Consider the following 24,939-nt stretch of genomic DNA (forward strand, 5'->3'; position numbering starts at 1 on the left):
AATTTTGCACCGCAAGCATTGACGCCCCGATTCGCCTTTGCTGTAATGTAATCCATTACATAAAAACAAAAATGAAGGCGAAGTACGATGAAGACCATCCAGGGTCCAGCCCTCTTTCTTGCTCAATACATCAGTGACCAAGCGCCCTTTAACGGCCTCGACAGCATTGCCGAATGGGCGGCCAGTCTCGGCTTTAAAGGCGTGCAGATGCCGACCGGCGACAGCCGCTTTTTCGATCTGGAACGCGCCGCGACCGATCTTGATTACTGCCGTGATATTCAAGCGCGCCTGGCCAAACATGGTCTGGTCATTACCGAGTTATCAACGCACCTGCAAGGTCAGTTGGTTGCGGTGCATCCGGTGTATGACGACCTGTTCGATGGTTTTGCACCCGAGCATTTGCGCGGCAAACCGGCCGAGCGTCAGGCCTGGGCCGTTGAGCAATTAATGCTGGCCGCCAAAGCCAGTAAAAACCTCGGGCTCACAGCGCACGCCACTTTTTCCGGTGCCTTGTTATGGCCGTTTTTGTATCCCTGGCCGCAACGGCCTGCGGGCTTGGTGGAAACCGGCTTTGCTGAACTGGCCGAGCGCTGGAAGCCGATTCTCGATGCCTTCGACGCCGCCGGTGTTGATCTGTGTTATGAAATTCATCCCGGTGAAGACCTGCACGATGGCGCAACGTTTGAGCGCTTTTTGGCGGCGGTCGATCATCATCCGCGCTGCTGCATCTTGTTCGATCCGTCTCACTTTGTGCTGCAACAACTCGACTATCTGGCGTTTCTTGATCACTTCAAAGATCGCGTGAAGATGTTTCACGTCAAGGATGCCGAATTTAATCCAACCGCTTTGCAGGGCGTTTATGGCGGCTATGAAGGTTGGGTTGAACGCGCCGGCCGGTTCCGTTCGCTTGGTGATGGCCAGGTCGATTTCAAAGGTATTTTCTCGCGCCTGGCGCAGTATGACTTTGCCGGTTGGGCCGTCATCGAATGGGAGTGCGCCCTTAAACATCCCGAGCAGGGTGCGGCTGAAGGCGCGCGCTTTGTGAGCGATCATATTATTCAGGTGACCGACAAGGCGTTCGATGATTTCGCCGCTGCCGGAACCGATGAGGCCACTAACCGCAAATTGCTCGGCCTATAAAAGAATAACCCCAAACAACGACAATTAAGGGGATAACAAGATGTCCATTTCACCACGCTTGCGCCTGGCCATGATTGGCGGCGGGCCGGGGTCGATGATCGGTGCGGTGCACCGTTTCGCCACCCGGCTCGATGATCGCTATGAACTGGTGGCCGGCGTATTCAGTACCAACGCCGACTCCAACCGGGCCACTGCCGCGCAATTGCAGCTGGCCAGTGAGCGTTGCTACGACGATTACCAAAGCTTGATTAAAGCCGAGGCCGGGCGCGATGACGGCGCTCGGGTCGTCGCTATTACCACGCCCAATCATTCGCATTACGCCATTGCCAGCGCCTGTATTGACGCCGGTCTGGATGTAGTATGTGAAAAGCCGATGACGGTGACGCTGGCCGAAGCGGAAGATCTGCAACAGCGCTTACGCAACGCTCATACGCGGTTGGTTTTGATGCACAACTATTGCGGTTATCCGCTGGTGCAGCATGCCCGCGAACTGGTTCAAAACGGCGAGCTTGGACGCATTCGCAGCGTTCAGGTCGAGTACGTTCAGGATTGGCTCAGCCAGGTACCCGACGCCGACAACAAACAGGCCGCCTGGCGTCTCGATCCAAAACGCGCCGGTGCCGCTGGCGCTTTGGGCGATATCGGCACGCACGCTTTTCAACTGGCGGGTTTTATTTCTGGTTTGAAACTGGCCGCGGTCAGCGCCGATTTGTCCGCGATGGTCGAGGGGCGGGTATTGGACGATAACGTTCATGCGCTGCTGCGTTTTGAAGGTGGTGCCAAAGGCATGTTGTGGGCCAGCCAGACCTCGCCCGGTTTTGAAAATGCGTTACGCATTCGAGTGATTGGAGCAAAGGCGTCGCTCGCCTGGGCCCAGGAAAACCCCAACGAGCTTTGGTTCGCGCCGCTCAACAAACCGCAACAACGGTTAACCCGTCGTGCTGATTGGATAGGTACAGAACCGGCGCGTGGTATCCGCATTCCGCCGGGCCATCCGGAAGGTTATCTGGAAGGGTTCGCCAATCTGTATCAGGCATTGGCCGATGGTGTTCCCGGCCAGTCCGACGGTGGCTGGTTGCCCGATGTTCAAACTGGCGTCGATGGCTTGCGTTTTATCACCGCCACCTTGCAATCGAGCCAGGCTGATGGCGCCTGGACGGCGGTCGGAGGTGAGTCATGAAAGACGCTCCCATTCGCTTGCATGGCCTGGGCAAACGCTTCGGTGCGGTTACGGTTTTGCGCGATATCAGCCTCGATATTCACCCCGGTGAAGTGCTCGGCATTCTCGGTGAAAACGGCGCTGGTAAAAGCACGCTGCTGAAACTGATCAGTGGCGTTTATCAGCCGACCTTTGGTCAGTTGGAAATCGATGGTCGTCGTTACGACCGCCTCGATCCGATTCGTGCGCGCCAGTTGGGCATTGCCATGATTCCGCAGGAATTTAATCTGGTGCCGACGCTGAGCGTTTACGAAAACGTCTATCTCGGTCAGGAATTGCGTCGCAAAGGTTGGCTGGATCACAAACAGATGCGTGCCGAAACGGCGCGTGTATTGGCGTCGCTTGATTGCGATCTGGATCCGCGCGCGCCGATTTCCGCCTTAAGCGTGGCCGAAAAACAGATGGTCGAGGTGGCGCGCGTGCTGGTAAACGATGCCCGCCTGGTGATTCTCGATGAACCGACTACGGTGCTCACCGATCGTGAAGTCGAGGTGCTGTTTAATGTCGTCCGGGCGTTGCAAAAACGCGGCGTCGCGGTGCTGTTTATTTCGCACAAATTGAAAGAAGTTAAAAACCTCTGTCAGCGCTTACTGATTTTGCGTGACGGCTCTCCGGTTGAGCTGTGCGACACCGCCGATCTGGATGAAGAAGCCATGGCGCGCAAGATGGTCGGCCGTGAGTTGTCGCAGGTCTACCCCGATAAAGGCCAGCCTCAGAATGAAGTGGCATTAAGCGTTACCGGACTCAGTGTGGCCGGTCAGGTCGATGAAGTCAGCTTCGAATTGCATCGCGGCGAAATTCTGGGTTTGTCCGGTCTGGTGGGCTCCGGGCGTACGGAAATTGCCGAAGCCATTATGGGTTTGCGCAACCGCTCGGCCGGAGACATTCGCATCGATGGCAGCGCTTGCGATATTCGTTCACCCAGCGATGCGCATCAGCAAGGTCTGGCTTATCTGTCGGAAGATCGACAAGGCCGTGGCCTGGTGATGAATTTTAATCTGATCGAAAACATGACTTTGCTCAGTTTAAAACGTTATGTGAAAGGTTTGATTTCGCATCGTCGTGAACGCGAACGTGCTGAACATTATCAGCAGACGTTTAACATTCGTGCCGCCAGTTTGAATTCGCCGGTTGGCCAATTGAGCGGCGGTAATCAACAGAAAGTTTATCTGGCTAAGTTGCTCGATATCGAACCGAAAATTCTGCTGCTCGATGAACCCACGCGCGGTATCGATGTCGGTACCAAGCGGGAAATTTATCGACTGATTCGCCAACTGGCCGACGAAGGTCGCGCCATTTTGGTGATCTCCTCCGAACTCGAAGAAATCATCGGTCTGTGTGATCGCGTGCTGGTGGTGCGTGAAGGTCGCATTGCCGCCGAACTTGCCGATGAACAAATTAACGAAGAAGACATCATGCTGTACGCCGCCGGTGCCCGCGCGCGTACACCAGCCGGAGTACATTCATGACTGCCACTCAAACTCTCAGCCAACGTCTGGTTTCAGCGCTGCGACGACTGCCGTTGGACCTGACCATTGTCGCGCCTTTACTGGCGTTGATTGTTCTTTTGGTCGCGTCGTCGCTGGCCAGCGAATATTTTCTGAATACCCGCAACCTGACCAATATTCTGCGCCAGGTTTCCTACACCGGCATCATCGCTATTGGTGTCACCTTTGTGATTATTGGCGGTGGTATCGATCTGTCGGTCGGCTCGATGGTGGCGCTGGTCGGGGTGTTGTTGCTGTTCGTTTTAAACGCCGTGGGCGATCCGGTATTGGCGGTGATGGTCGGCATGAGTGCCGCCCTGGTCGTCGGCGCGCTGTTTGGTCTGGTCAATGGTTTGTTGGTCACGCGCGGACGCATCGCTGCCTTTATTGCCACCCTGGCAACGATGTCGATTTATCGCTCCCTGGCGCTGTATTTAACCGACGCCGGTGAAGTGGTGTCGAACAATGCGATTTTCCCAGACATCGGTGGTGGTTATTGGCTCGGTATTCCGATTCCGGTCTGGGCGTTTTTTGCGCTGGCGCTGGTCGGTCATGTGTTGCTGTTTCATACGCCTTATGGCCGCCATTTGTGCGCGGTGGGTTCCAATGAACAGGTGGCGCGTTATTCCGGTATCCGGGTGCGCACCGTGGTGTTGCTGAGCTTTGTCATCGCCGGTGTCTGTGTTGGTCTGGCCGCCATCATGCTCAGCTCGCGCTTGAACTCGATCAGTCCGTCCGATGCCGGTGTGCTTTATGAATTGGACGCCATCGCCGCTGTGGTGATCGGTGGCACCAGTCTGGCCGGTGGACGCGGCAGCATCTGGGGCACCGTTATCGGTGCGCTGATTCTCGGCATCATCAACAACATGCTCAATCTGTTGGGTGTGTCTCCCTATTTGCAGGGTTTGGTGAAAGGGGCGGTCATCCTGATCGCTGTATTAATGCAATACAAACGCAGTCAGTAATTTTTCAGCAAAAAGGCGTCGAAATAATTTCGGCGTCGGACCGGCGCCTCGCGCAAGTGAGGCGAATAACAACAACAAGCGAACGACAGGAAATAACCATGAAACTACAAAAATGGCTCAAGCAGCTGGCGGTGTTAGCCGCTTTTTCTACCGTGCCGTTCCTCGCGCTCGGCGAAGACGATTATCACATCGGTGTCAGCGTACCTTCAGCTGACCACGGCTGGACCGCCGGTCTGCTGTGGTGGGCAAACAAGGCTGCCGACGAACTGAGTGAAAAATATCCCAACGTGACATTCACTGTGCTGGCGGCCAATTCCGGCACGGCTCAGGTCGGTGATGTGGAAGACTTGATGGTGCGCCAGATCGATGCGCTGGTCATTCTGCCGACCAACCCGGCAACCTTGCAGCAGGTCATTGCCGAGGCGTATCACGATGGCATTTACACCGTGGTGGTCGACCGCGAACTGGAAGAGCCGACGCAGGATGTTTTCCTCGCCGGTGATAACCCGGGCATGGGTGAAGAAGCCGCCAAATACATGGCCGATGCTTTGGATGAAGAAGGTCAGATCGTGATCATCGAAGGTCCGTCCATTCCCATTAACGCTCAGCGCGTTAACGCCTTCCGTGACGAATTGTCACGCCACCCGGATATGGAAATTCTCGATTCACAGTCCGGCGAATGGAACCCGCAAACTTCCTTGAATGTGATGGAAGATATGCTGGCGCGTTACCCGCACATCGATGGTGTCTGGGCCGGTGATGACGATGCTCTGAAAGGTGTTTATCAGGCCATCCGTGAAGCCGGCCGCGACGACATTCGCGTGCTGGTAGGCGGCGGCGGTTCCAAAGATGTGATCGGTATGATTCGTGAAGGCGACTACATTGTTTCCGGCACGGTTACTTATCCGCCAAACATGATCGCTTCCGGTATGGCGGTTGCTCTGAATGGTTTGATGGGTCAGCACCTGGGTGATATGTACCACGGTGTGCCGTCGCGCCTGATCCTCGCAGCCGATTTGATTACCGTCGATAACGCCGATGAATTCTACGAGCCCGACGCGGCATACTGAGTTCTGTTAACTGACTTTTCGTGCACAAGCCCCGACCTGGTCGGGGCTTTTTTATGCGCGCAACCAATGTTTATGGGCGCAACTAATGTTTATGGGCGCAACCAATGCAAAGTGACGCCCTGGTTGTTAGGGTCATTGTCGGCCCCATCTGATTGGGTGTAGTTACTGAGGCATTAACAGTTACTGAGGCATTAACGAGGAGCCAATCGATGTCCTATTCAACCTTACCCATTCCCGGTATGGGGACTTTCCGACTCAAGGGTGATGAAGCCCGCAAAGCCATCGCCACCGCTTTGCAGCTGGGTTACCGTCATATCGATACCGCCACCATGTACGACAACGAAACCGAGGTGGGCGAAGCCATCGCTGACAGTGGTCTGGTGCGGGAGGATTTGTTTTTGACCACCAAGGTCTGGCACACCGAGCTGGAGCCTGAAGCGCTGCACGCCAGCCTGGATGGCAGCTTGCAACGGCTGGGCACCAACCATGTCGATCTGTTGCTGATTCATTGGCCGTCACCGCAGCAAAGCGTGCCGATGGCGGAGACGCTGAACGCCTTGAAAGCCGCGCGCGATAGCGGGAAGACGCGGCATATCGGGGTCTCCAATTTCACCATTGCGCAAATTGATCAGGCCATCGAACTCCTCGGTGAAGGTGAATTGCTGACCAACCAGATTGAAGTCCATCCGTTTTTGCAGAACCATTCAATAGTCGATCATTGTCAGCAACGAGGCATTACCGTAACCGGCTATATGCCGCTGGCGGAAGGCCGGGTTGTGGATGATCCGATACTGATTGATATCGCCAATGCGCATCAGTTGACGCCCGCCCAGGTCGCGCTTGCCTGGTTGCATCAGCGCAACATCGTGCCGATACCAGCATCGCGTAAAGCTGAGCATCTGCAAGCCAATCTGGATGCCATCTCCGTGGTGTTGACGGATGCCCAGATGCAACGCATTGCGCAACTTGATCGCCAACAGCGCCTTGCCAACCCCGGTTTTGCGCCCAGATGGGACTGACAGTTGTTTGCCGGGCAAGAGCTCCAGCAGCGCGAACATAGCGTTCGCATGAACGTCGTTCAAACAATCTGCAGGCCAGTCGATACAGTCCTTTTCCGCTTGCCAGGAACTTGAAAAAAGTCGATGGCCGACTAGGTTTAGGGCGCGAAGAGGTGTCGCTGTACTTCGCCAACAACCGATGTGTCGTTTTTTGTAGAACGGTGAAGTGCAGCTTAGGAGGCATCCATGCGCGACAACCAGCCTGTAACCCAGGAACGTTATGAATTTCCCGACGATCAGCGGCTGATTTCGTCGACCGATACCTCCGGAAACATTAAGCACTGCAACAACGCCTTTGTTGAAGTCAGTGGTTTTTCGCGCGATGAGTTGATTGATCAGCCGCACAACATTGTTCGCCATCCTGATATGCCCCCGGCCATTTACGCCAACATGTGGTCCTACCTGAAAGCGGGCGAACCCTGGATGGGTGTCGTCAAGAACCGTCGTAAAAACGGGGATCATTATTGGGTTAACGCCTACGTCACACCGATTCGCGATGGCAATACCGTCGTTGGCTTTGAATCGGTGCGAACCCGGCCGCAAGAAGATGATGTTAAGCGTGCTGAAGCCTTGTACAAACGCATGCGCAAAGGCAAAAAGCCGGTCTCATTAATGCGTCGTGTACGTTTTGCTCTGGCTCAATATGGCTTTGGTGGCTTGGCTATGGTGGCGGTTCTGGCCACTTGGCTGTTGTTTGGTGAACATCTGGCTATCTTTATAGCGATAGCCGCTATGGTTGCTTTGCAGGTCGACGGCCGGATGCGTAACAGCCGTTTGGTGCAGCGGGTTTTGAACCGCATGGAAGATAACTTTCAGGATGCGACCGTCGCCTTGACCTATTCCGATTCCATGGGATCACTCAGTCAATTGGAGGTGGCCATTACCGCCATGATGGCGCGTCTGCGCACGGTGCTGACGCGTATCGATGATTCGGCAAAGGAGGTCCGCAAGCAGTCGGAAGAAGCACTGCGGCTGGCCGAGTCGTCGTCGGTGTCTATCGATGGATTGCAGGCAGAGACCAGCAATATTGCCGCGGCCATGAACCAGATGAGCACCAATATTCATGAAGTGTCCGGCAATGTTCAGGACACGGCCAATCAAGCCGATGGTTCACGGCAGATCGCCGAAGAAGGCGCGCGGGAAGTGCAGTTGTCACGTGACGGTATTCGTACTCTGGCCAAGACAATGGACACCCTGGACTCAACCATTAAAGAGGTGGTGTCGCAGACAGAGGCCATCACCAACGCCACCGTTTTAATTCAGAACATTACCGAACAGACTAACTTGTTGGCGTTGAACGCGGCCATCGAGGCTGCGCGTGCCGGTGAGCATGGTCGTGGCTTTTCGGTGGTGGCCGATGAAGTGCGCGCGCTGGCGTCTCGCACGGCACAAACCACCGAAGATATCCGCGATATCATGACGCAATTAAGCGAACGCACCAGTCGCGCAGAGCAGGTTTCTGAAGAAGGCCGGCAGGCCTCCGCAGAGGCAGTGTCGCGTATTGAAAACGCCGCTGAATCGCTGAGCAAAATTTCCGAAGTGGTCAAAGACATCAACAGCATGACGCACCAGATGGCCGCGTCAGTTGAAGAGCAATCTCAGGTTGCAGAGCACATCAACGAGCAGCTATCGCGGGTGACCGAGCTGGCCGGTGACAGTCAGGAAAAAGGTCAGCAGTCGAATAAAGGCGCGGTACGCATGAGCGAATTGGCCGATAATCTGCACGAGTTGGTGGAGCGTTTCGCGATCTGAGACGGCGTCAGTCACGACGCCGTTGCAGCACCGGATAGGCCACCGCCGTCAGGTGTGAGCAGATACGCTGCAAGTCACGCAGCACATCAATAAATATCTGGGTGGACAGCAGGTTTTCCGAATGGTGGCCACCCAGTTCATCCAGATGGCTTTGTCGGGCCTGCAGAATGTCGCTGCGATACTGACGCTTCACATCCAACAGTTCCTGCGCGAGCTCAGCGCTGTCGCTGGTGAACACTGCCTGTGACAAACGGAACGCATCCACCAACTGATCGTGCAGATGATTGACCACCTTGGTCTGGTCTTCATCAAAGTGCACGCCTTCGCGAATTTTGTGGCGCGCCAGATGCATCAGACTTTCATCGATGATGTCGCCGATGTGCTCCAGGTTGGTCATAAAACTGATCAGTTCGCGGTGCTGTTGCTGCTGGCCGCTGTCTTCAATCGACAACACATAATTCAGTGCTTCGCGGTGCAGTGCATCGATGTCGTCATCCAGATCGGAAATCTGTTTCACCAGATCGCGATCATCAAAAGCATCGAGCGCATTGTTCAGCATGCGATACACCAGCTCGGCAATGTGTAGCGCTTCGTTACGCGCGTTTGCCAACGCCCGACCGGGATTGCGGATGTCATCGATGGACAAATAAATCGGCCGATCCTGCTGCTGCGACAAGTCATTGTCGGCAGCATTGGAATTGCGTGCGGGCATAAACAGCGGCAGCAGCAAGGGCAGAATGGCGACCAGCAGCAAACCGTTGAGCAGGTTTAATCCGGAGTGCGCAATAACGATGCCCAGGGCGCGTTCGGGTAGCAGTTGCTGGATTAAATCACCGCTGGAAATGATCGCCAGTAACCCCAGGGCCACGGCAACAAAACGGAAAATCAGATTACCCAGAACCACCTGACGGCCGGAGTCCTGCAACGACCAACCGCTGACCAGAGCAGGCAGGGCGCCGCCAAGGTTGGCCCCGAGCAGGAGGTAAAAACCAGCATCCATGGTGATGGTGCCGTCCTGGACAAACTGCGCGATGATCAACACTGCGGCCAGGGTGGAATGGATCATCCAGGTGAACAGTCCCATCAGTGTGATGGCCAGCGCCACATCGCTTTCCACCTTGTTGCTGATCAGCAAAAACACATCACTGGAACGCAGCAAGTAGGTGACATCGCCGATCAGATTGAGCGACAGCAACACCAGACCCAGACCGATCAGAATGCGGCCGCTGTGTTTCCAGGCGCGTGAATAATCGAGTTTAAAACTGATGACGCCCATCAGAATGATCGGCAAGGCGAGCTTGTTCAGCTCCATGTTCAGCAGCACCGCCGCCAGGCTGGCACCGAATTCCGCGCCCAGCACCGTGCCCAAGGCGGCCATCAAGGTGAGCATGCCGGTGGCGCTGAAGGAGGCGACCATCAACACCACGGCGGTGGAGGATTGCAGCATAAAAGCGGTCAGCGCGCCGGTGATAAACGCCTTGCCTCTGTTGCTGGTGGTGCGACGCAGCAGCCGCTCCAGGCGGTTGCCGAGCAGCCGGGCAAAGCCGGTCTGCACCATGCGAATGCCCCACAGCAGTAACGCTACCGCGCCGGCCAGTTCAATTAATACCATCATCCTTGACGATCCCTCAGGTTGCTCAGCCAGGCATTGGCCATTTCCACAAAGCCAGTCCCGGCTTTGCCCTGGGTTAACTGCTTGGGTTGGTGAGTCATGGTTGCCAGATGCGGCACGATGTTGGCAACGCCGACGCTGTTGGGAAAAGCTTCGAACATGGGTTCGTCGTTGGGCGCGTCGCCAATAAACAGCACCTGCTGTTGGGCGGCGGCTTCATCGAGTTTAAAGACATCGCGCAATAAACGTTTGGCCATGGCGGCTTTATTAAAGTCGCCACGCCAGACATTGATATGAATGGAGCTGCATTTGGCCTGGAAACCCGCGTCGATAAAGGTGGTGCATAGTTGATCGGCCTGGGCTTTGGTCAGGTGCGCATCCTGGCGGTAATCGATGGCGACATCGACCCAGCGCAGCGACTGGTCTTTGGCCAGCGCAACGTCGAACGACAGTGGCATCTCTTTAAGCGTTTGTAAGATGGCGGCCTGATCACTGCGATGCTGCTCAGCGCTGTCCCAGAATTGCCATTCAACCGAACCAGTGGCGCTGCGCAAGCCATAGAAGGCGCCGCCTTCACCGATCACCGCGGCGACCGGCCAGGTGCGCAGCATCATGTCGCACCAACCGGCGCAGCCACCGGTAATGGGAATCACCGAGACACCGGCATCGGCCAGTTGGCACAGGGCGTGGTAGGTTTCAGCAGACAGACGACCCTGGGTGGTCAGGGTGTCATCGACATCGGTCAGCAGCAGTGTCAGCGGCGAGTAATCCAGGTTGGTCATGCCGTCGGTTAAGCCTCGGTTTCGATAATATCCAGCGTGGATGGCAGTCGGTGCCGCAAATCGTTGCTGAGTTGGTCGGTGATAAACAGGTCAAGCTGATCGAAGTCGACCACTCGAGCCAGTGCCTGGCGTTCCCACTTGGAGTGATCGGCAATTAAGACGCGGCGTCTGGCATTGGCAATGATAGCGCGACTGACTTCGGCTTCGCGTAGATCAAAATCCATGGCACCGCGGTTCGGGTCCAGGCTGCCACAGCCAATGATGCCATAGTCGGCACAAAAGTCGGCAAAGAAGGCGGTAGTGGCCGCGCCCACGACATCGTCATCATTGTGCCGTAAATGGCCGCCGGAAACGATCACCTCGGTGTTATCGCTGGCGCACAACACCGAAGCCACCTTCAGGTTGTTGGTCAAGACTTTACAGGGCCGACCCATCAAGGCGCGAGCGACGAACTCCATCGTCGTACCGATGCCCAGATGCAGCGAGGCATCGTCGGGCAGTCGGTCTGCCAGCGCTTTGGCGATGGCGCGCTTGGCCGGGGCGTTCATCACCTGGCGTGAACTGAACGAGAGGTTCACGCTCGATGATGGCAGGCTCACGCCACCATAACGCCGGCGCAACAAACCCGCTTCGCACAGTGGGGTAAGGTCGCGGCGGATGGTCTGAGGTGTCAGCTTAAAGTTGGCGGCCAGCGCTTCAACCTGGACGTGTTCTTCACGGCGAACCCAATCGAGAATGTGCTTCTGCCGTTGGTTCAGTTTCATGCCGGCTGGATCAGCGCCGGGTCGTCGGTGATCAAGCCATCGACGCCCCAGCGCAGCAGGCGCTCGGCGGCTGCGGCGTCATTGACGGTGTAACAATACAGATCATAACCCGCGGCTTTAATGGCCTTAGCCTGACCTTCGGTCAGCTGATGATGGTCCAGATTAACGCTGCTCAACTCGAGAATACGCGCCACTTCCTGCCAGTTATCCGGCAGCGTTACCCACAAATGACCGCGCAGCCATTGCGGTCGGGCGCGATGCAGCCGCTCCAAAATTTCGCCGTTAAAACTGGTGATCAGCAGGCGGTTAAAATCTTGCCAATGAGCGTCGAGCAGTTCGATGCAGCGATCCGTAATGGCGTCGATGCTGAAGTCCGGATAGTGCTTGATTTCCAGGTTCAGTCCCAGACCCAGATCGCGAATATGAATCAGCGCCGCTTCCAGGCTGGGTAAGCGCTCACTGCGGTAATCTGAGCTGAAGTGGCTGCCAACATCGAGATCTTTTACCGCCGCCCAATTTTGATCGGCCAGCTTACCTTGCGCCGGTGTCAGGCGGTCGAGTGTGCTGTCGTGAAACATCACAGCAGTGCCGTCGCCGAGCAAATTGGCGTCGATCTCTACCCAGTCCAGACCCGCATCGCGACTGAAGGTCATGGCACCGAGAGTGTTTTCAGGCGCGCGTCGGGCGCAACCGCGATGGCCGATAATGGGGCTGGCAATCATGCAATTCTGAGCTCCGTTTGTGGGTCGAACAGGTGTAGCCGCTGGCGGTCAAAGCGCAAAGGAATACCTTCGCCGCTGTGAAAACGGGCTTTGCCGGACTGCTCTGCCAGCACCAAGGTATCGGTGTCAGGAAAGCTACCGTACAGCAGGGTATCGGCGCCGAGCGGCTCAATGATTTCAACACTCAGTGTAAAGTCCGATTGCTCCGGCGAACAGCTCTCCAGATGTTCCGGACGAAAGCCGAGGATGACCTCACCGCTGTGATCAACCGCCTGCGGCAGCTGCAATCGTTGACCATTGGGCAGCACCAACGTGGTCGGATTTTCCAGGCTGACGGTCAAAAAATTCATTGCCGGCGAACCGATAAAACCCGCCACAAAACGGCTGGCCGGTTGCTCGTAAAGCTCAATCGGCGGGCCGACTTGTTCCACCTTGCCACCGTTCATCACCACCAGGCGATCGGCCAGCGTCATGGCTTCCACCTGATCGTGAGTGACATAGATGGCGGTGGTGCCAAAGCGCTGTTGCAGGCGTTTGATCTCGATGCGCATCTGCACGCGCAACTTGGCATCGAGGTTCGACAGCGGTTCGTCGAATAAAAACACCTGTGGATTACGCACGATGGCACGACCCATGGCAACGCGCTGCCGCTGGCCGCCCGATAAACGCGCGGGCTTGGCGTCGAGCAGATGTTCGATGTCCAGCGTCTGGGCGGCAGCGCGCACTTTGCGGTCGATGTCAGCACGCGATTCTCCACGGTTTTTCAGGCCGTACGCCATGTTGTTAAACACCGTCATGTGCGGATAGAGGGCGTAATTCTGAAACACCATGGCGATGTCGCGGTCAGCCGGTTCCAGGTCGTTTACCCGGCTCTCACCAATGTGCAGATCACCCGCGCTGATGGCTTCCAGCCCAGCGACCATGCGTAAGGTGGTCGACTTGCCGCAGCCTGATGGCCCGACCAACACCAGAAATTCACCATCCTGAATATCGAGGTTCAGATCGTGCACCGCGGTAAAACCGTTCGGGTATGTTTTGTGCAAATGTGTCAACGTTAAACTGGCCACAGTATCCCCTTACTTTTCCTGTTCAATCAGGCCTTTCACAAATAGTTTTTGCATCGCCAGTACGACGATTACCGGTGGCAACATGGCCAGAATGGTCGTCGTCATTATGAGGTTCCACGGAATCAAACCGTTGTCGGAGGTCATCAGGCGTTTAATGGCCATGACGATGGTGTAGTACTGATCGTCGGTAGTAATCAGCAATGGCCACAGATACTGGTTCCAGCCGTAGATAAATAAAATCACGAACAGAGCAGCAATATTATTGGCCGACAATGGCAGCAAGATGTCTTTGAAAAAACGGATCGGCCCGGCGCCATCGATGCGTGCGGCTTCGAGCAGCGAATCGGGCACCGACATAAAAAACTGCCGAAATAAAAAGGTCGCGGTGGCGCTGGCAATTAACGGGATGGTCAGACCGGCGTAGCTGTTAAGCAGGCCTAAGTTGGCGACCACTTCGTAGGTCGGCAGAATGCGCACCTCGACCGGCAACATCAACGTAATAAAGATCAGCCAGAAACACAGCTGACGACCGGGAAAGCGGAAATAAACAATGGCGTAGGCCGACATCATGGAAATCACAATCTTGCCAACGGCGATGACCATGGCCATCACAAAGCTGTTCCACAGCATGCGCGTGGCCGATACCGAGACGCCCAAACCGCCGTCATTACTCAGCACAGTCATTAAATTGGCAATGGCCTGATCACCAAACCACAACGGCAAAATACCGGACACAAAGGCGCTGCTCGGATGGGTGGCCGCCACCAGCGCTACCCAGATGGGCAGACTGATAACCGCAATGCCGAGCAGCAAGAGCAGATGACGCGTCAGCGTCAGCCAGGGTCTGTTTTCAACCATCAGTATTGCACCTTCTTCTCGACGTAACGGAACTGCACCACGGTCAGGGTGATGACAATCAGCATCAGCAACACCGACTGCGCCGACGATGAACCCAGGTCCAGACCGATAAAACCGTCCTCGAAAACTTTGTAAACCAGCGTCTTGGTGGAGTTACCCGGACCGCCTTGCGTCGTGGCGTGAATGACACCGAAGGTTTCAAAAAAGGCGTAGACCACATTCACCACCAGCAGAAAAAAAGCGGTCGGTGACAGCAGTGGAAAAACGATTTGCCAGAAGCGTCGGAACGGGCGCGCGCCGTCGATGGCGGCCGCTTCAATAAGTGAACGCGGAATAGCCTGTAGGCCGGCAACAAAGAAAATGAAGTTGTAGCTGATCTGCTTCCAGACCGAGGCAACAATAACCAGGATATTGGCCTCAACGGAGTTCGCCAGATGATTCCAGTGGTAGCCGATTTTGCTCAGCCAGGATGGAATGACCCCGATGCTGGGGCTGAATAACATCAACCATAAAACGGCGGCAACTACGGGTGCGACGGCGTACGGCCAGATCAACAGAGTCTGGTAAAGGCGTGAGCCACGAATGACTTTATCGGCCATCGTTGCCAGCAATAACGCCAGTGCCATACCGATAAAGGCCACCCAGAAACTGAACAGGGCGGTGACGCGAATGGAGGTCCAGTATTCGGGGTCGGTGAGCAGATAAATAAAATTCTCGAACCAGACGAATTCGGTACTGAAACCAAAGGCGTCTTCGACTAAAAAGGATTGATACAAGGCCTGGCCAGCCGGCCAGATAAAAAACACCAGGGTGATGATCAATTGCGGCGCGACCAAAAAATAAGGCAGCAATCGATGCTGGAAAACGGTCTTGTCATGCATGGGTGAAACCCGGCTTGAAACCCAATCAAAAAGACACGACCGGACGCCCGGCCGTGTGTGAAATCAGGCGATGATGGCATCGCCTGATGAGCCCACTTTTTAGCGGTTGGCGCGTTCGAAACGACGCAGTTGTTCGTTGCTGCGACGGGCGGCGCGATTCAGCGCACGCTCGGCGCTGGCGTCACCGTTCCAGACGGATTCCAGCGCTTCGTCGATGATGCCGCGAATCTGCGGGAAGTTGCCCAGACGCAAACCGCGGGAGTTGGCGGTCGGTGCCACCGAAGTCATCTGGTTGATGGCCACATCGGTGCCGGGATTGTTGGCGTAGAAACCCTGTTCTTTGGTCAGTTCAACCGCGGCATAAGTAATGGGCAGATAACCGGAGAACTGGTGCCAGTCGGCCTGAACTTCCGGCTGCGACAGGTATTCGAAGAAGCGGGCAACGGCCGGGTAGTGGTTTTCGTCCTGACCGCGCAAGGTCCACAGGGTGGCGCCACCGATAATGGTGTTTTGCGGCTGATCAATCTGGCTTTCCCAGTAGGGCAACTGGCTGACGCCGAATTCGAAATCGGTGTTGGCGCGTACCCCGGCGTAGCCGGCAGAAGATTCGGTGTACATGGCGCACTCGCCGCTGTAGAAGCGCGAAGCGCCTTCGCTGGTACGACCGGAATAACTGAAGATGCCGCTGTCATGCCATTGCGCCATCTGCTCAATGTGGGCGATCTGCAATTCGCTGTTGAACACCACCTCGGTATCCAGGCCGCCAAAGCCATTGTCGTTGGTGGCGAAGGGCACGTTATGGCGCGCCGACAGGTTTTCCAGATGAATCCAGGATTGCCAGGCGGTGGTGAAACCACAGTCGTAACCGGCCTCCAGAATAGCCTGACCAAATTCATCCATTTCTTCCCAGGTTTTCGGACCACGGTCGGGCAGACCCGCAGCTTCGAAGGCGGCTTTGTTGTAGTACAGCACCGGCGTTGAGGAGTTAAACGGCATCGACAGCATGTTGCCGTTTTCATCGGCGTAGTAGCCGGTCACGGTGCTCAGATAGGCGCTTTGATCGAAACCATCACTGTACTCTTCCATCAACTGGTACACCGGATAAACCGCGCCTTCAGCAGCCATCATGGTGGCGGTGCCGACTTCGTAAACCTGAACGATGTCCGGTTGCTCGCCCGAGCGGAAAGCGGCGATGGCGCCGGTCATGGTTTCGCTGTAGTTGCCGCGATAGCTGGCGTTGACCACAACGTCGTCTTGGGAGGCGTTAAAGTCGGCGACCATGGCGTCAACTTTTTCACCCAGAGCGCCGCCCATGGCGTGCCAGAAATTGATTTCGGTGGCGGCCTGAACCTGGCTGATGCCCGCCGCGACAGTCAGTGCAAGAAGCGTCTTCTTCATGAGGTGTTACATCCTTTCAGTTGGCTGCTTATTGTTCGAACGAATCCCGGCAATGCCTGAGGTGCCAGCAATGCCTGGGCGTCGCTCATTGAATTCGCAGCCCACCTTAGGTGGCTTCTATTGCAGGGCGTTGACAGTTCCATTGCGCTTTTATGTGTTCGATCGAACATTTTTGCGGTCAGTGGCGCATCGGAACCCGGTGGTTCATCCGGTACAATGTCCGGCTTAAGCGGTAAGGGTTCAGGAGAGAAGCATGAAAGCAGTTATGGGGTCTTTGGTATCGCTGCTGATGGGCTGTGTTTTGATAATGGCACCCGTCGGGGCAGAAGAGTCGGCTGAGGTGTCGTTACAGCAGGCGCGCACTGAGTTGATGAGTGCGGTATTTGAGGTGACGTTAAGCGGTGATGTCGATTTCGATTTCTCTCAATTGATGGTGGCCCACCAAAGTGCCGGCGTGCAGATGGCCGAATTGATGCTCGATAAAACCGACAATGAACGACTGGGCCGAGTGGCTGAGTTGATTGTTAAAAAACACCGTGACGAGATCGAAGCCTTTGACACCTGGCTGGGACGTTACGACGAAGCCAACCCGGACGATGATGCGCAACTTATTCGCCAAACCTACCAGACGGTACTCGATCAATTTGCGGATGACCGTGGTGAGTTTCAGGTGGAAGGCGATGCCGAAACCGTCTTCGCCCATGCCATGGTTTGGCACCACGAACTGGTGGTGAGTCTGGGGCAAGTGATACTCAACCACAGCGTCGATGCGCAACTGCGAATTCTGGCCGGCGATGTGGTGCGTGAAGCCAACCGTGACATCGCCGAGCTGCGCAACTGGATGCAAACGCGTGAGCTGGAAAGCAGCCAGTAAGACTGGCTTATAAATCCTTGAAGCGATTTTTCAGCTCATCGAAGGTGCGGCGTTTCACATCTTCTTCCAGCTGTATCGGATCGGCGTCGGGGATCAGTTCGGAGGTGTCCAGATTGGCCGCTGGCGCATCGCTGTCGGCAGCTGGGGCGTCCAGTTGCTCCAGATGATCTTGCAACAACACCAGCGCATCGACCGAGCCAGCCAGCGCCGGGTCTTCTTCAGACAGTTGTTCGATGCGTTTTTCCAATTTCCCGACCACGTCTTCAATCGCCGCGCGATCGGGTTTTTGTTCGTTCAGCCATTGTTGGGCGCTTGCAGCGGAGGTAGCCATAGTGATGGGTGAAACCTTATTCGATGATGACAGCGGACGGCTGCAAGTGTACCGGAATTGGTGCGCCGACGCCGAGTCCTGGCAGCAGCGATTGCAACAGCAATTAAGCTGGCGCCAGGGCGAGGTGCGGGTTTATGGCCGTGAACACGTTACGCCTCGGCTGGAAAGCTGGTTTGGTGCGCCCGGTGTACGCTACCGCTACAGTGGCCAGACGCTGGTCGCCGAGGGCTGGCCGGAGGTTGTTAAACCCTTGGTAGACGCTGTCTGCGACACAACCGAAGTGGCCTTCAATGCCGTGCTCGCCAACTGGTATCGCAATGGTGACGACCGCATGGGCTGGCACGCCGACAACGAAGCGGAGTTAGGTGTGAACCCGCCGGTGGCCAGTGTGTCGCTCGGCGCCCGGCGCGATTTTCGTCTGCGTCGCAACAGCGATCACCGCCAGACGCTCAGCGTTGCACTCGGCGAAGGCGATTTATTGTTAATGGATGGCGCCTTGCAACATCACTGGCAGCACTGCGTTCCCAAGCGTGCCCGTGCCGAGGCGAGGCTGAGTTTGACCTTCCGGCGCGTTATCTTTGCTGCAAAGTTATGAATAGCCGAGGTTTCGTCCTGGTTGCCACGCCCGGACCGCTCAGTTGATATACTGAGCCACTGAAAGAATCGATCCGCCCCGACGAGCGGAAGCACTCGCAGAAGTAAGAGGAGAACCACAGATGGCCAAAGCGGTCGTTGAAGGCTTGATTGAGTTGTTGAAGCTGGAGCAGATTGGCGAGCAACGTTATCGCGGTCTATCGCAGGATTTGGGTTATCCCAAGGTGTTTGGCGGTCAGGTTATCGGTCAAGGATTATCAGCCGCCATTCAGACGCTCGACAGCGCGCGCATGCCGCACTCCCTGCATTCCTATTTTTTGCGCCCTGGTGATGTTAATACACCCATCGAATACACCGTCGAAGCGGTGCGTGATGGACGTTCATTCAGTGTGCGCCGAGTGATTGCCAGCCAGTTTGATAAACCCATTCTGGCGATGACGGCCTCTTTCCAAAAAGCAGAAGAGGGCCTGGAACATCAGGACGCCATGCCCAATGTGCCTGGACCGGAAGGGCTGGAACCGGAAGCCAAACTCTATCGCGATCATGCCGAGGAAATTCCGGCGCGGGTGCGCGATCTGTTCACCGCCGAACGGCCCATCGAATGCCGCATTGTTGAAGCACAAAATCCGTTCCGGCCGCGCCTGGGTATTGCCAAGCGACATATGTGGATCCGCTCCAACGGGCCGCTGCCGGAAGACCCGCTGGTGCATCAATCGATGCTCGCCTACACCAGCGATTACGGCTTTTTGGAAACCGCGCTGATGCCGCACGGTATTTCATTAATGAAACCGGGGTTAACCATTGCCTCGCTCGATCACGCCATCTGGTTTCATCGTCCGTTCAAACTCGACGATTGGTTGCTGTACGTCGCCGACAGCCCCAGCGCGAACGGTGCCCGTGGTTATGTGCGCGGCCAGATTTTCGATAGCAACGGTCGGCTGGTCGCCAGCACCGCCCAGGAAGGCATGATCCGCTATCACGGAGAAGAGGCATGAGCCGACGTATTACGCTGGCCATTACCGGCGCCTCGGGTGCGCCTTATGCCGAACGGCTGTTGCGATTTTTACTGGCTGCCGACTGCGAAGTGCATCTGTTGGTGTCCAAGGCTGCGTTGATGGTGGCGGCGGTGGAAACTGGCGAACCCTGGCCGGCCAATCACGACAAATTACACGATCATTTGCGCGCGCGTCTGGGCGAGGGCGGCAAGCTGATCATCGCCGGTCGCGAAGACTGGATGAGTCCGGTTGCCAGCGGCTCGGGCGCGCCGGATACGATGATCGTCTGCCCCTGTTCCACCGGTACTTTGGCCGCCATTGCCACCGGTCAGTGCGATAACCTGATCGAGCGTGGCGCCGATGTCATCTTGAAAGAAAGCGGCACCCTGATTCTGGTGCCGCGCGAAACGCCGTATAACGAAATTCACCTGCAAAATATGCTCACCCTGAAACGCGCCGGCGCAGTTATTTTACCGGCCAGCCCGGGCTTTTATCATCAGCCAAAAACGCTTGAAGATATGGTTGATTTTGTGGTCGCCCGCATTCTGAAATGTGCCGGTTTCAAACAGGATTTATTAGCGCCCTGGGGCGTGGATGATGCCAAGGGTGGCGCCGACTAACGGCACTGATCCTGGCCAATCCGCCACTAAAACAACGTCATCCCGGAAGTGCGGCAACTTAAAAAATTGTCATCCCGGAAGTGCCGTAGGCGCTATCCGGGATCTCACCCAACCATCAACTAAAACCACCAACCCAAAAGCCCACCGCCTTATGAACATCCTGCTGCTCAGCGCCTATCATTCGGCCAGCCACCGTTACTGGTGTGAAGGCCTGATGGCAGCCTTCCTGGAACATAACTGGACCCTGCGCAGCCAGCCGGCGCGTCATTTCAGTTGGCGTATCGAAGCTTCGGGCTGGTTGTGGGCGCTCGGCGATGACGCTGCTTTTCAGCAATCCTACGACCTCATTATCGCCACCAGCCTAACGCAAGTCGTGACCTTAAAAGCGCAATGCCCGGCGCTGCGTGATGTGCCTCTGTGGTTGTATTTTCACGAAAATCAATTTGCTCATCCGTTGTCGAATCAGCAGCAGGCTGCGCACCAAACTGCCTGGCAATTTAAAAGCCTGGAAAATGCGTTCTGTGCCGACTGGATCAGTTTTAACACGCACTTTAATCGCGATACATTTTTTGCCGGTGCTGAAAAACTGTTGAAGAAATTTCCCGAAATAATTCCGGGTGATCCGTTAACAAAATTAAAGCAGCGCAGCGATGTTCTGGCGGTGCCACTAAGCGATCGTTTTAGTGTGTTACGCGAGCAGGAAAAAGACTCTCGTTTAATTGTTTGGAACCACCGTTGGGAATGGGATAAACAGCCGCAACGGTTTTTGAATGCGCTGATAAAACTGAAACAGAACAACGCTGATTTTCGCTTAGCGATGCTCGGCAGTGGCGGTGGTCGTGGCGAGGTGTATGCACAAGAACGACAGCTGTTGAACGAGCAGGTTGTTCATTGGGGCGAGGCCAGTGAATCGGAGTACGAATACTGGCTTGGCCGCGCGGGGATTGGCGTCTCTACTTCGTTGCACGATTTTCAGGGCTTGGCGATGCTCGAACTGGCGCAAGCCGGGGCGACCTGCATTGTGCCAAGGCGTCAGGCTTATCCGGAATGCTTGCCTGCAGCCGTTTTCTTTGATGGCAATGAGCAAGACGCTTCAGAGGAAGAAACCGAGTTGGCAGCTACTCTTTCCAACTGCTTGGGCCAGTCGACCAGGCAGCATCCATTGCCGCTTTCATGGTCTGAATTGCAAACCGGTTACCGCCAAATCATAGAGCGGCTTGCAGCTGTCTAAACCGGTGTCGTAAAAGAGCATAAAACCGGCGTCATCACCGCTTCATTGCTGAGTGTTCTGTGCCATGCTGCGCGGCAGTTACAGTCCTGCTGCTGCGGAGGTGTGTGGTGATCAGCGTTGTTACTCGCGTCTGGCCATTGTTGTTGGGGATACTGCTGATCATGCTCGGCAACGGCATGCACTTCACGCTGATTGGTCTGCGCGGCGATATCGAAGGTTTCTCTGCCGTTGAACTGGCGGTGGTGACCTCCTGCTATTACGTCGGCTTTTTATCCGGCGCGCGCTTTACGCCGCTGTTGATTCGACGCGTTGGCCATGTGCGGGTGTTTGCCGCTCTGGGCAGTTTTATGTCGGCGGGTTTGATTGCTTTTCCCTTGTTGGCCGAGCCGTGGTCCTGGTCGCCGCTGCGGATTATGGTCGGCTTTTGCATGTCGGGCATTTATGTCACCGCTGAAAGCTGGCTGAACGATGCGTCCACCAACGAAACCCGGGGCAAGGTTTTGTCGGCCTATATGATCGCTCAGACGCTGGGCATCATTGGTGCTCAGGGTTTATTGACGCTGGGCGACGCGGCCACTTCGGTGTTGTTTATCGGTGCCTCGATTCTGGTCTCCATTTCCTTTGCGCCTATTTTGCTGTCGGCGACCCAGGCGCCATCGATTAGGGTGGCTCGCCCGATGCGCTTATGGGATTTGCTGATCAGCTCGCCGTTAAGCAGTGTGGGTATCTTTTTGCTGGGTGGTGTCTACGCCTCCCAGGCCGGTATGGGCGCGGTCTTTGGCACTAAGGTCGGGCTGAGTACGAGTCAGATTGCGCTGTTTGTGGCCAGCCTCTTTGCCGGCTCAGTGGTGCTGCAATATCCCATCGGCTGGTTGTCGGATCGGATCGATCGCCGCAAGGTGATTTTCGGTGCCGCCGCCCTCGGCGCTGTGTCCTGTTTGCTCGGTTGGATGGCCAGTGGCTATTTCTGGCTGTGGGTGCTGGCGGCCTTCTTCGGCGGTGGCGTGACGACGCCGCTGTATTCGTTGTTTTTGGCCTATACCAACGATTCGTTGTCGACTGAAGACATGCCAGCCGCTTCCGGTGGTTTGGTGTTTATCTTTGGTCTGGGTGCCATCGCCGGACCGCCGTTAACCGGTGGCGCTATGCAATGGTTAGGGCCGACCGGTTTTTGGCCGACCTTGGCGGTGACCTTCCTAATGATTGCGCTTTACGCCCTCTACCGCATGACGTTGCGTGAAGTGGTTAATGTCGATGACAGCGAACATTATTTGGGCGTGGTGCCAACGGCCTCTCCGGTCGCGGTCGAAGCAGCGGGTGTCTGGGCAGCAGAACACGCCGAAGCCGAACGCGAAGCGGACGCGGAAGAAGAGCAGGCACAGTGACAGCGCGCTCTATTTTCACGAGTCGTTATTGCTGCCTGACACAACGCCCACCGTACTGGGCGACCAGATTATTGCAGGTGCTCAACGCATAACCGCAGCGGGATTCGCCGTTTATCTGGTGACAATAAAGCACGCTGTTTGCGGGTGGCGTTTTGGGGGTGTGGCAGTGGTAGTCGCCGGTGCGGTGGTTGGTGTGGCAACCCTGGGCATTAGTGCCGCCGGAATGACCCAAGGCGAAGCTGGTGATGGCCAGCGCGAAACACAGCGCCATCAATTGCTGAATGTATTTCATCCGCGTGCCCTCCTGATCAGGCTGTCTGTACTGACATAGCCTGAGCAGGAAAGCACCCGCCGCCGATGTCAGTGCAACATCAGGTTAGCGGCGGGCAGAGTTGGAAACTGAGCGTTTTACTCAGTCGGTTTTGTGTCGGAATGTAATACCGGAATAGCGAATAATGGGTTCGCCATTTTCCCGATCCAGCTGAATCACGTTGCCGACATTACGGCCATAACCTTGCACCTGCATCAACTGGTCGTTGATCGGTTTCAGGGTGACCGCCAGACCATCTCCGAGCACACCCAGGCTGACATCCAGTCGATAGCTGCGGCGTTCTTCGTCGTAGTACAACTGTGCACTCTCAACCAGATCGTCCGACTCATAGTGCCCCAGCCAGGCTTGGTAGTGCTCGCTGGTGTTGTGGGTTTCAAGCGCTGTCGCTGGTCCTAACAGATAGCCGTTGAGGTAACCGTGAAAGGCAATCGGTAGCGGCGTTTCGGTTGCCGACCCTGTATAGGGACGCAGCTCCATATCCAGGTCCGCCGCATACCAGCCGTTGTTGTTAGGTGTCAGTGAGAAACTGCCCATACCGGGTAATGCCAGTTGGCGGTTATCTGCTTCGCCGTTAATAGAGACCAGCCCGAAACCGCCCAGGTTGTAGTCGCCATTGCTAATAGTCGCGGTATTGATAGCCGGAGTTTCCGGGTTCTCAATTGGCGGTAACAGCAGATCAAAGATGTCGGCCGCCAGTTCATCCAGCACAGCGTTATTGCCCAGCGTATCGTTGGCGGCAATAAAAACCGCGGTGCCAGATTCGGGCAGAATTTTCAGCTCGGAATAAAACGGCGGCACGGTGCCACCATGACCGACCTGAGTGCGACCGTGATGATCATTCAGCCAGAAACCCAGACCGATTTTAAAGTCTGCATTCATTGGCAAGCCGGGGAATTGCTGTTTGAGCATGGCGTCGAGGGTGTCGGTCTGCAGCCAGTCATTGGCTGGATAACCGTGCTGGGTGCGCACCAGTGCCAGCGCAAACTTGGCCATATCGTTGGCGGACATTAAGAAACTGCCCGCCGGCACGTCTTTGATCAACAACGGATCGGCCGGCTCGCCCGCGTGGTAACCCAGGGAGGTATTTTCTGTCACACCGGGCACACCAAAGACGAGGCTTTCATCTAGCTCCAGCGGTGCAAAAATATGCTGCTCAATATAGTCGGCATAACTTTGCTGGCTCACCGTGGCCACCAGCTCGCCCATCAAAGAGAAGCACACATTGCAGTAAGCGAACACCTGCTGATGTTCCCAGACGAGGTAGGTGTCCGACAGCCAGCTTGAGGTTTGCATAAACAATTCAGCGTCAGGCTCAGCCATGATGAACGAACGCAGGTAGGCGCTGGGAATGCCGGAGTGGTGCGTCAGCAGATCGCGTACCGTGACCGTTAGCGCATCGCTGTTCAGAGCCTTGGGATTGAACTGTGGCAGATAGGTGCGGATGTCGTCATCGAGTTGGATCTGTCCGCTTTCGACCAACTGCATGACCGCCAGGGCGGTAAACAACTTGGTGGTCGAGCCGATCTGGAAACGGGTGTCGGCGCTAACAGCGGTATCATTCGCCTTATCGGCAAGACCATAACCGCGCGCACTGAGCGTTTGCCCTTGATAGATAACAGCGGCGGCAAGGCCGGTTATCTGGGTTTCTTCCAGGCGCGCTTCGATCAGCGCTTCCACCGCCCGGGCTTTTTCAGCATCGGGCTGGCAGCCGCTGATCAGACCCGCAGCGACGGCCATCGCCAGGGTAATAATGAGTGTTAACCAGAGTTTCATAGCAATGTCCTTGTTCAATGAGTCGAAGCT

At 56.0% G+C, this 24,939-nt stretch carries 24 protein-coding genes; 13 read left to right on the top strand and 11 right to left on the bottom strand.

Going from position 1 to position 24,939, the window contains the following annotated elements; genetic code table 11:
- Positions 1-87: 87 nt before the first annotated feature.
- The 7 genes from ABMA60_RS05385 to ABMA60_RS05415 all read left to right on the top strand — a co-directional run bounded on the left by ABMA60_RS05385 (position 88) and on the right by ABMA60_RS05415 (position 8,691).
- The gene (locus ABMA60_RS05385; RefSeq protein WP_392799800.1) at positions 88-1,140 is read left to right on the top strand and encodes a sugar phosphate isomerase/epimerase family protein; all 1,053 of its coding nucleotides are present in this window, start codon (positions 88-90) and stop codon (positions 1,138-1,140) included.
- 40 nt (positions 1,141-1,180) lie between these two features.
- Complete coding sequence (locus tag ABMA60_RS05390; protein WP_392799803.1) at positions 1,181-2,320, top strand: Gfo/Idh/MocA family protein; 1,140 nt, start codon at positions 1,181-1,183, stop codon at positions 2,318-2,320.
- Positions 2,317-3,828, top strand: a complete 1,512-nt coding sequence (locus tag ABMA60_RS05395; protein ID WP_392799805.1) for a sugar ABC transporter ATP-binding protein — start codon at positions 2,317-2,319, stop codon at positions 3,826-3,828. Before ABMA60_RS05390 ends, ABMA60_RS05395 begins: the two co-directional genes overlap by 4 nt.
- The gene (locus tag ABMA60_RS05400; protein WP_392799808.1) at positions 3,825-4,811 is read left to right on the top strand and encodes an ABC transporter permease; all 987 of its coding nucleotides are present in this window, start codon (positions 3,825-3,827) and stop codon (positions 4,809-4,811) included. Before ABMA60_RS05395 ends, ABMA60_RS05400 begins: the two co-directional genes overlap by 4 nt.
- Positions 4,812-4,909: 98 nt before the next feature.
- Positions 4,910-5,881 (top strand): substrate-binding domain-containing protein, encoded by a 972-nt coding sequence (locus tag ABMA60_RS05405; RefSeq protein WP_392799811.1) that lies wholly within the window; start codon positions 4,910-4,912, stop codon positions 5,879-5,881.
- 209 nt (positions 5,882-6,090) lie between these two features.
- Positions 6,091-6,900, top strand: a complete 810-nt coding sequence (gene dkgB, locus ABMA60_RS05410; RefSeq protein WP_392799814.1) for a 2,5-didehydrogluconate reductase DkgB — start codon at positions 6,091-6,093, stop codon at positions 6,898-6,900.
- Positions 6,901-7,125: 225 nt separating this feature from the next.
- Positions 7,126-8,691 carry a PAS domain-containing methyl-accepting chemotaxis protein gene (locus ABMA60_RS05415; protein ID WP_392799817.1) on the top strand — a complete coding sequence of 522 codons (1,566 nt, stop codon included), beginning with the start codon at positions 7,126-7,128 and terminating at the stop codon, positions 8,689-8,691.
- A 7-nt stretch (positions 8,692-8,698) separates the two neighbouring features.
- Here the strand turns inward: ABMA60_RS05415 and ABMA60_RS05420 are convergent, their stop codons facing one another.
- The 8 genes from ABMA60_RS05420 to ugpB form a co-directional block, all read right to left on the bottom strand.
- Entirely contained in the window at positions 8,699-10,306 is a 1,608-nt protein-coding gene (locus tag ABMA60_RS05420) for a Na/Pi cotransporter family protein (protein WP_392799820.1), read from the bottom strand.
- Positions 10,303-11,085, bottom strand: coding sequence for an HAD-IIB family hydrolase (locus ABMA60_RS05425; RefSeq protein ID WP_392799823.1), 783 nt, complete (start codon positions 11,083-11,085; stop codon positions 10,303-10,305). Before ABMA60_RS05425 ends, ABMA60_RS05420 begins: the two co-directional genes overlap by 4 nt.
- 8 nt (positions 11,086-11,093) lie before the next feature.
- Positions 11,094-11,849, bottom strand: coding sequence for a DeoR/GlpR family DNA-binding transcription regulator (locus ABMA60_RS05430; protein WP_392799826.1), 756 nt, complete (start codon positions 11,847-11,849; stop codon positions 11,094-11,096).
- Positions 11,846-12,571 carry a glycerophosphodiester phosphodiesterase family protein gene (locus ABMA60_RS05435; protein WP_392799829.1) on the bottom strand — a complete coding sequence of 242 codons (726 nt, stop codon included), beginning with the start codon at positions 12,569-12,571 and terminating at the stop codon, positions 11,846-11,848. The genes ABMA60_RS05430 and ABMA60_RS05435 overlap by 4 nt, the downstream gene beginning before the upstream one ends.
- Positions 12,568-13,638, bottom strand: a complete 1,071-nt coding sequence (locus ABMA60_RS05440; RefSeq protein WP_392799832.1) for an ABC transporter ATP-binding protein — start codon at positions 13,636-13,638, stop codon at positions 12,568-12,570. Before ABMA60_RS05440 ends, ABMA60_RS05435 begins: the two co-directional genes overlap by 4 nt.
- A gap of 9 nt (positions 13,639-13,647) precedes the next feature.
- Complete coding sequence (gene ugpE / locus ABMA60_RS05445; RefSeq protein WP_392799834.1) at positions 13,648-14,496, bottom strand: sn-glycerol-3-phosphate ABC transporter permease UgpE; 849 nt, start codon at positions 14,494-14,496, stop codon at positions 13,648-13,650.
- Positions 14,496-15,377 carry a sn-glycerol-3-phosphate ABC transporter permease UgpA gene (ugpA, locus tag ABMA60_RS05450; RefSeq protein ID WP_392799837.1) on the bottom strand — a complete coding sequence of 294 codons (882 nt, stop codon included), beginning with the start codon at positions 15,375-15,377 and terminating at the stop codon, positions 14,496-14,498. The genes ugpE and ugpA overlap by 1 nt, the downstream gene beginning before the upstream one ends.
- A gap of 99 nt (positions 15,378-15,476) precedes the next feature.
- On the bottom strand, positions 15,477-16,775 hold the full coding sequence (gene ugpB, locus ABMA60_RS05455) for a sn-glycerol-3-phosphate ABC transporter substrate-binding protein UgpB (protein ID WP_392799839.1): 1,299 nt from the start codon (positions 16,773-16,775) through the stop codon (positions 15,477-15,479).
- Positions 16,776-17,028: 253 nt separating this feature from the next.
- Here ugpB and ABMA60_RS05460 point away from each other — a divergent pair, with 253 nt between their 5' ends.
- A complete protein-coding gene (locus ABMA60_RS05460; protein WP_392799842.1) occupies positions 17,029-17,649 on the top strand; it encodes a DUF305 domain-containing protein in 621 nt (206 codons plus the stop codon).
- Positions 17,650-17,656: 7 nt separating this feature from the next.
- Here ABMA60_RS05460 and ABMA60_RS05465 read toward each other — a convergent pair whose 3' ends face one another.
- Complete coding sequence (locus tag ABMA60_RS05465) at positions 17,657-17,980, bottom strand: hypothetical protein (RefSeq protein WP_392799846.1); 324 nt, start codon at positions 17,978-17,980, stop codon at positions 17,657-17,659.
- 4 nt (positions 17,981-17,984) lie between these two features.
- Here ABMA60_RS05465 and ABMA60_RS05470 point away from each other — a divergent pair, with 4 nt between their 5' ends.
- The 5 genes from ABMA60_RS05470 to ABMA60_RS05490 all read left to right on the top strand — a co-directional run bounded on the left by ABMA60_RS05470 (position 17,985) and on the right by ABMA60_RS05490 (position 22,805).
- A complete protein-coding gene (locus tag ABMA60_RS05470) occupies positions 17,985-18,575 on the top strand; it encodes an alpha-ketoglutarate-dependent dioxygenase AlkB family protein (protein ID WP_392799848.1) in 591 nt (196 codons plus the stop codon).
- 121 nt (positions 18,576-18,696) lie between these two features.
- Positions 18,697-19,569, top strand: a complete 873-nt coding sequence (locus tag ABMA60_RS05475; protein WP_392799851.1) for an acyl-CoA thioesterase domain-containing protein — start codon at positions 18,697-18,699, stop codon at positions 19,567-19,569.
- On the top strand, positions 19,566-20,189 hold the full coding sequence (locus ABMA60_RS05480; protein WP_392799855.1) for a flavin prenyltransferase UbiX: 624 nt from the start codon (positions 19,566-19,568) through the stop codon (positions 20,187-20,189). The genes ABMA60_RS05475 and ABMA60_RS05480 overlap by 4 nt, the downstream gene beginning before the upstream one ends.
- The gene (locus tag ABMA60_RS05485) at positions 20,176-21,420 is read left to right on the top strand and encodes a DUF3524 domain-containing protein (protein WP_392799858.1); all 1,245 of its coding nucleotides are present in this window, start codon (positions 20,176-20,178) and stop codon (positions 21,418-21,420) included. The genes ABMA60_RS05480 and ABMA60_RS05485 overlap by 14 nt, the downstream gene beginning before the upstream one ends.
- A gap of 107 nt (positions 21,421-21,527) precedes the next feature.
- Positions 21,528-22,805 (top strand): MFS transporter, encoded by a 1,278-nt coding sequence (locus ABMA60_RS05490; RefSeq protein ID WP_392799860.1) that lies wholly within the window; start codon positions 21,528-21,530, stop codon positions 22,803-22,805.
- A gap of 25 nt (positions 22,806-22,830) precedes the next feature.
- Here the strand turns inward: ABMA60_RS05490 and ABMA60_RS05495 are convergent, their stop codons facing one another.
- Both ABMA60_RS05495 and ABMA60_RS05500 read right to left on the bottom strand, forming a co-directional pair.
- Complete coding sequence (locus tag ABMA60_RS05495) at positions 22,831-23,097, bottom strand: YHYH domain-containing protein (RefSeq protein ID WP_392799863.1); 267 nt, start codon at positions 23,095-23,097, stop codon at positions 22,831-22,833.
- Between the two features lie 120 nt (positions 23,098-23,217).
- On the bottom strand, positions 23,218-24,909 hold the full coding sequence (locus tag ABMA60_RS05500; RefSeq protein WP_392799865.1) for a serine hydrolase domain-containing protein: 1,692 nt from the start codon (positions 24,907-24,909) through the stop codon (positions 23,218-23,220).
- Positions 24,910-24,939 lie beyond the last annotated feature (30 nt).

It is taken from the genome of Saccharospirillum sp. HFRX-2 (genome assembly GCF_043196805.1).
Classification (GTDB): domain Bacteria; phylum Pseudomonadota; class Gammaproteobacteria; order Pseudomonadales; family Natronospirillaceae; genus Saccharospirillum.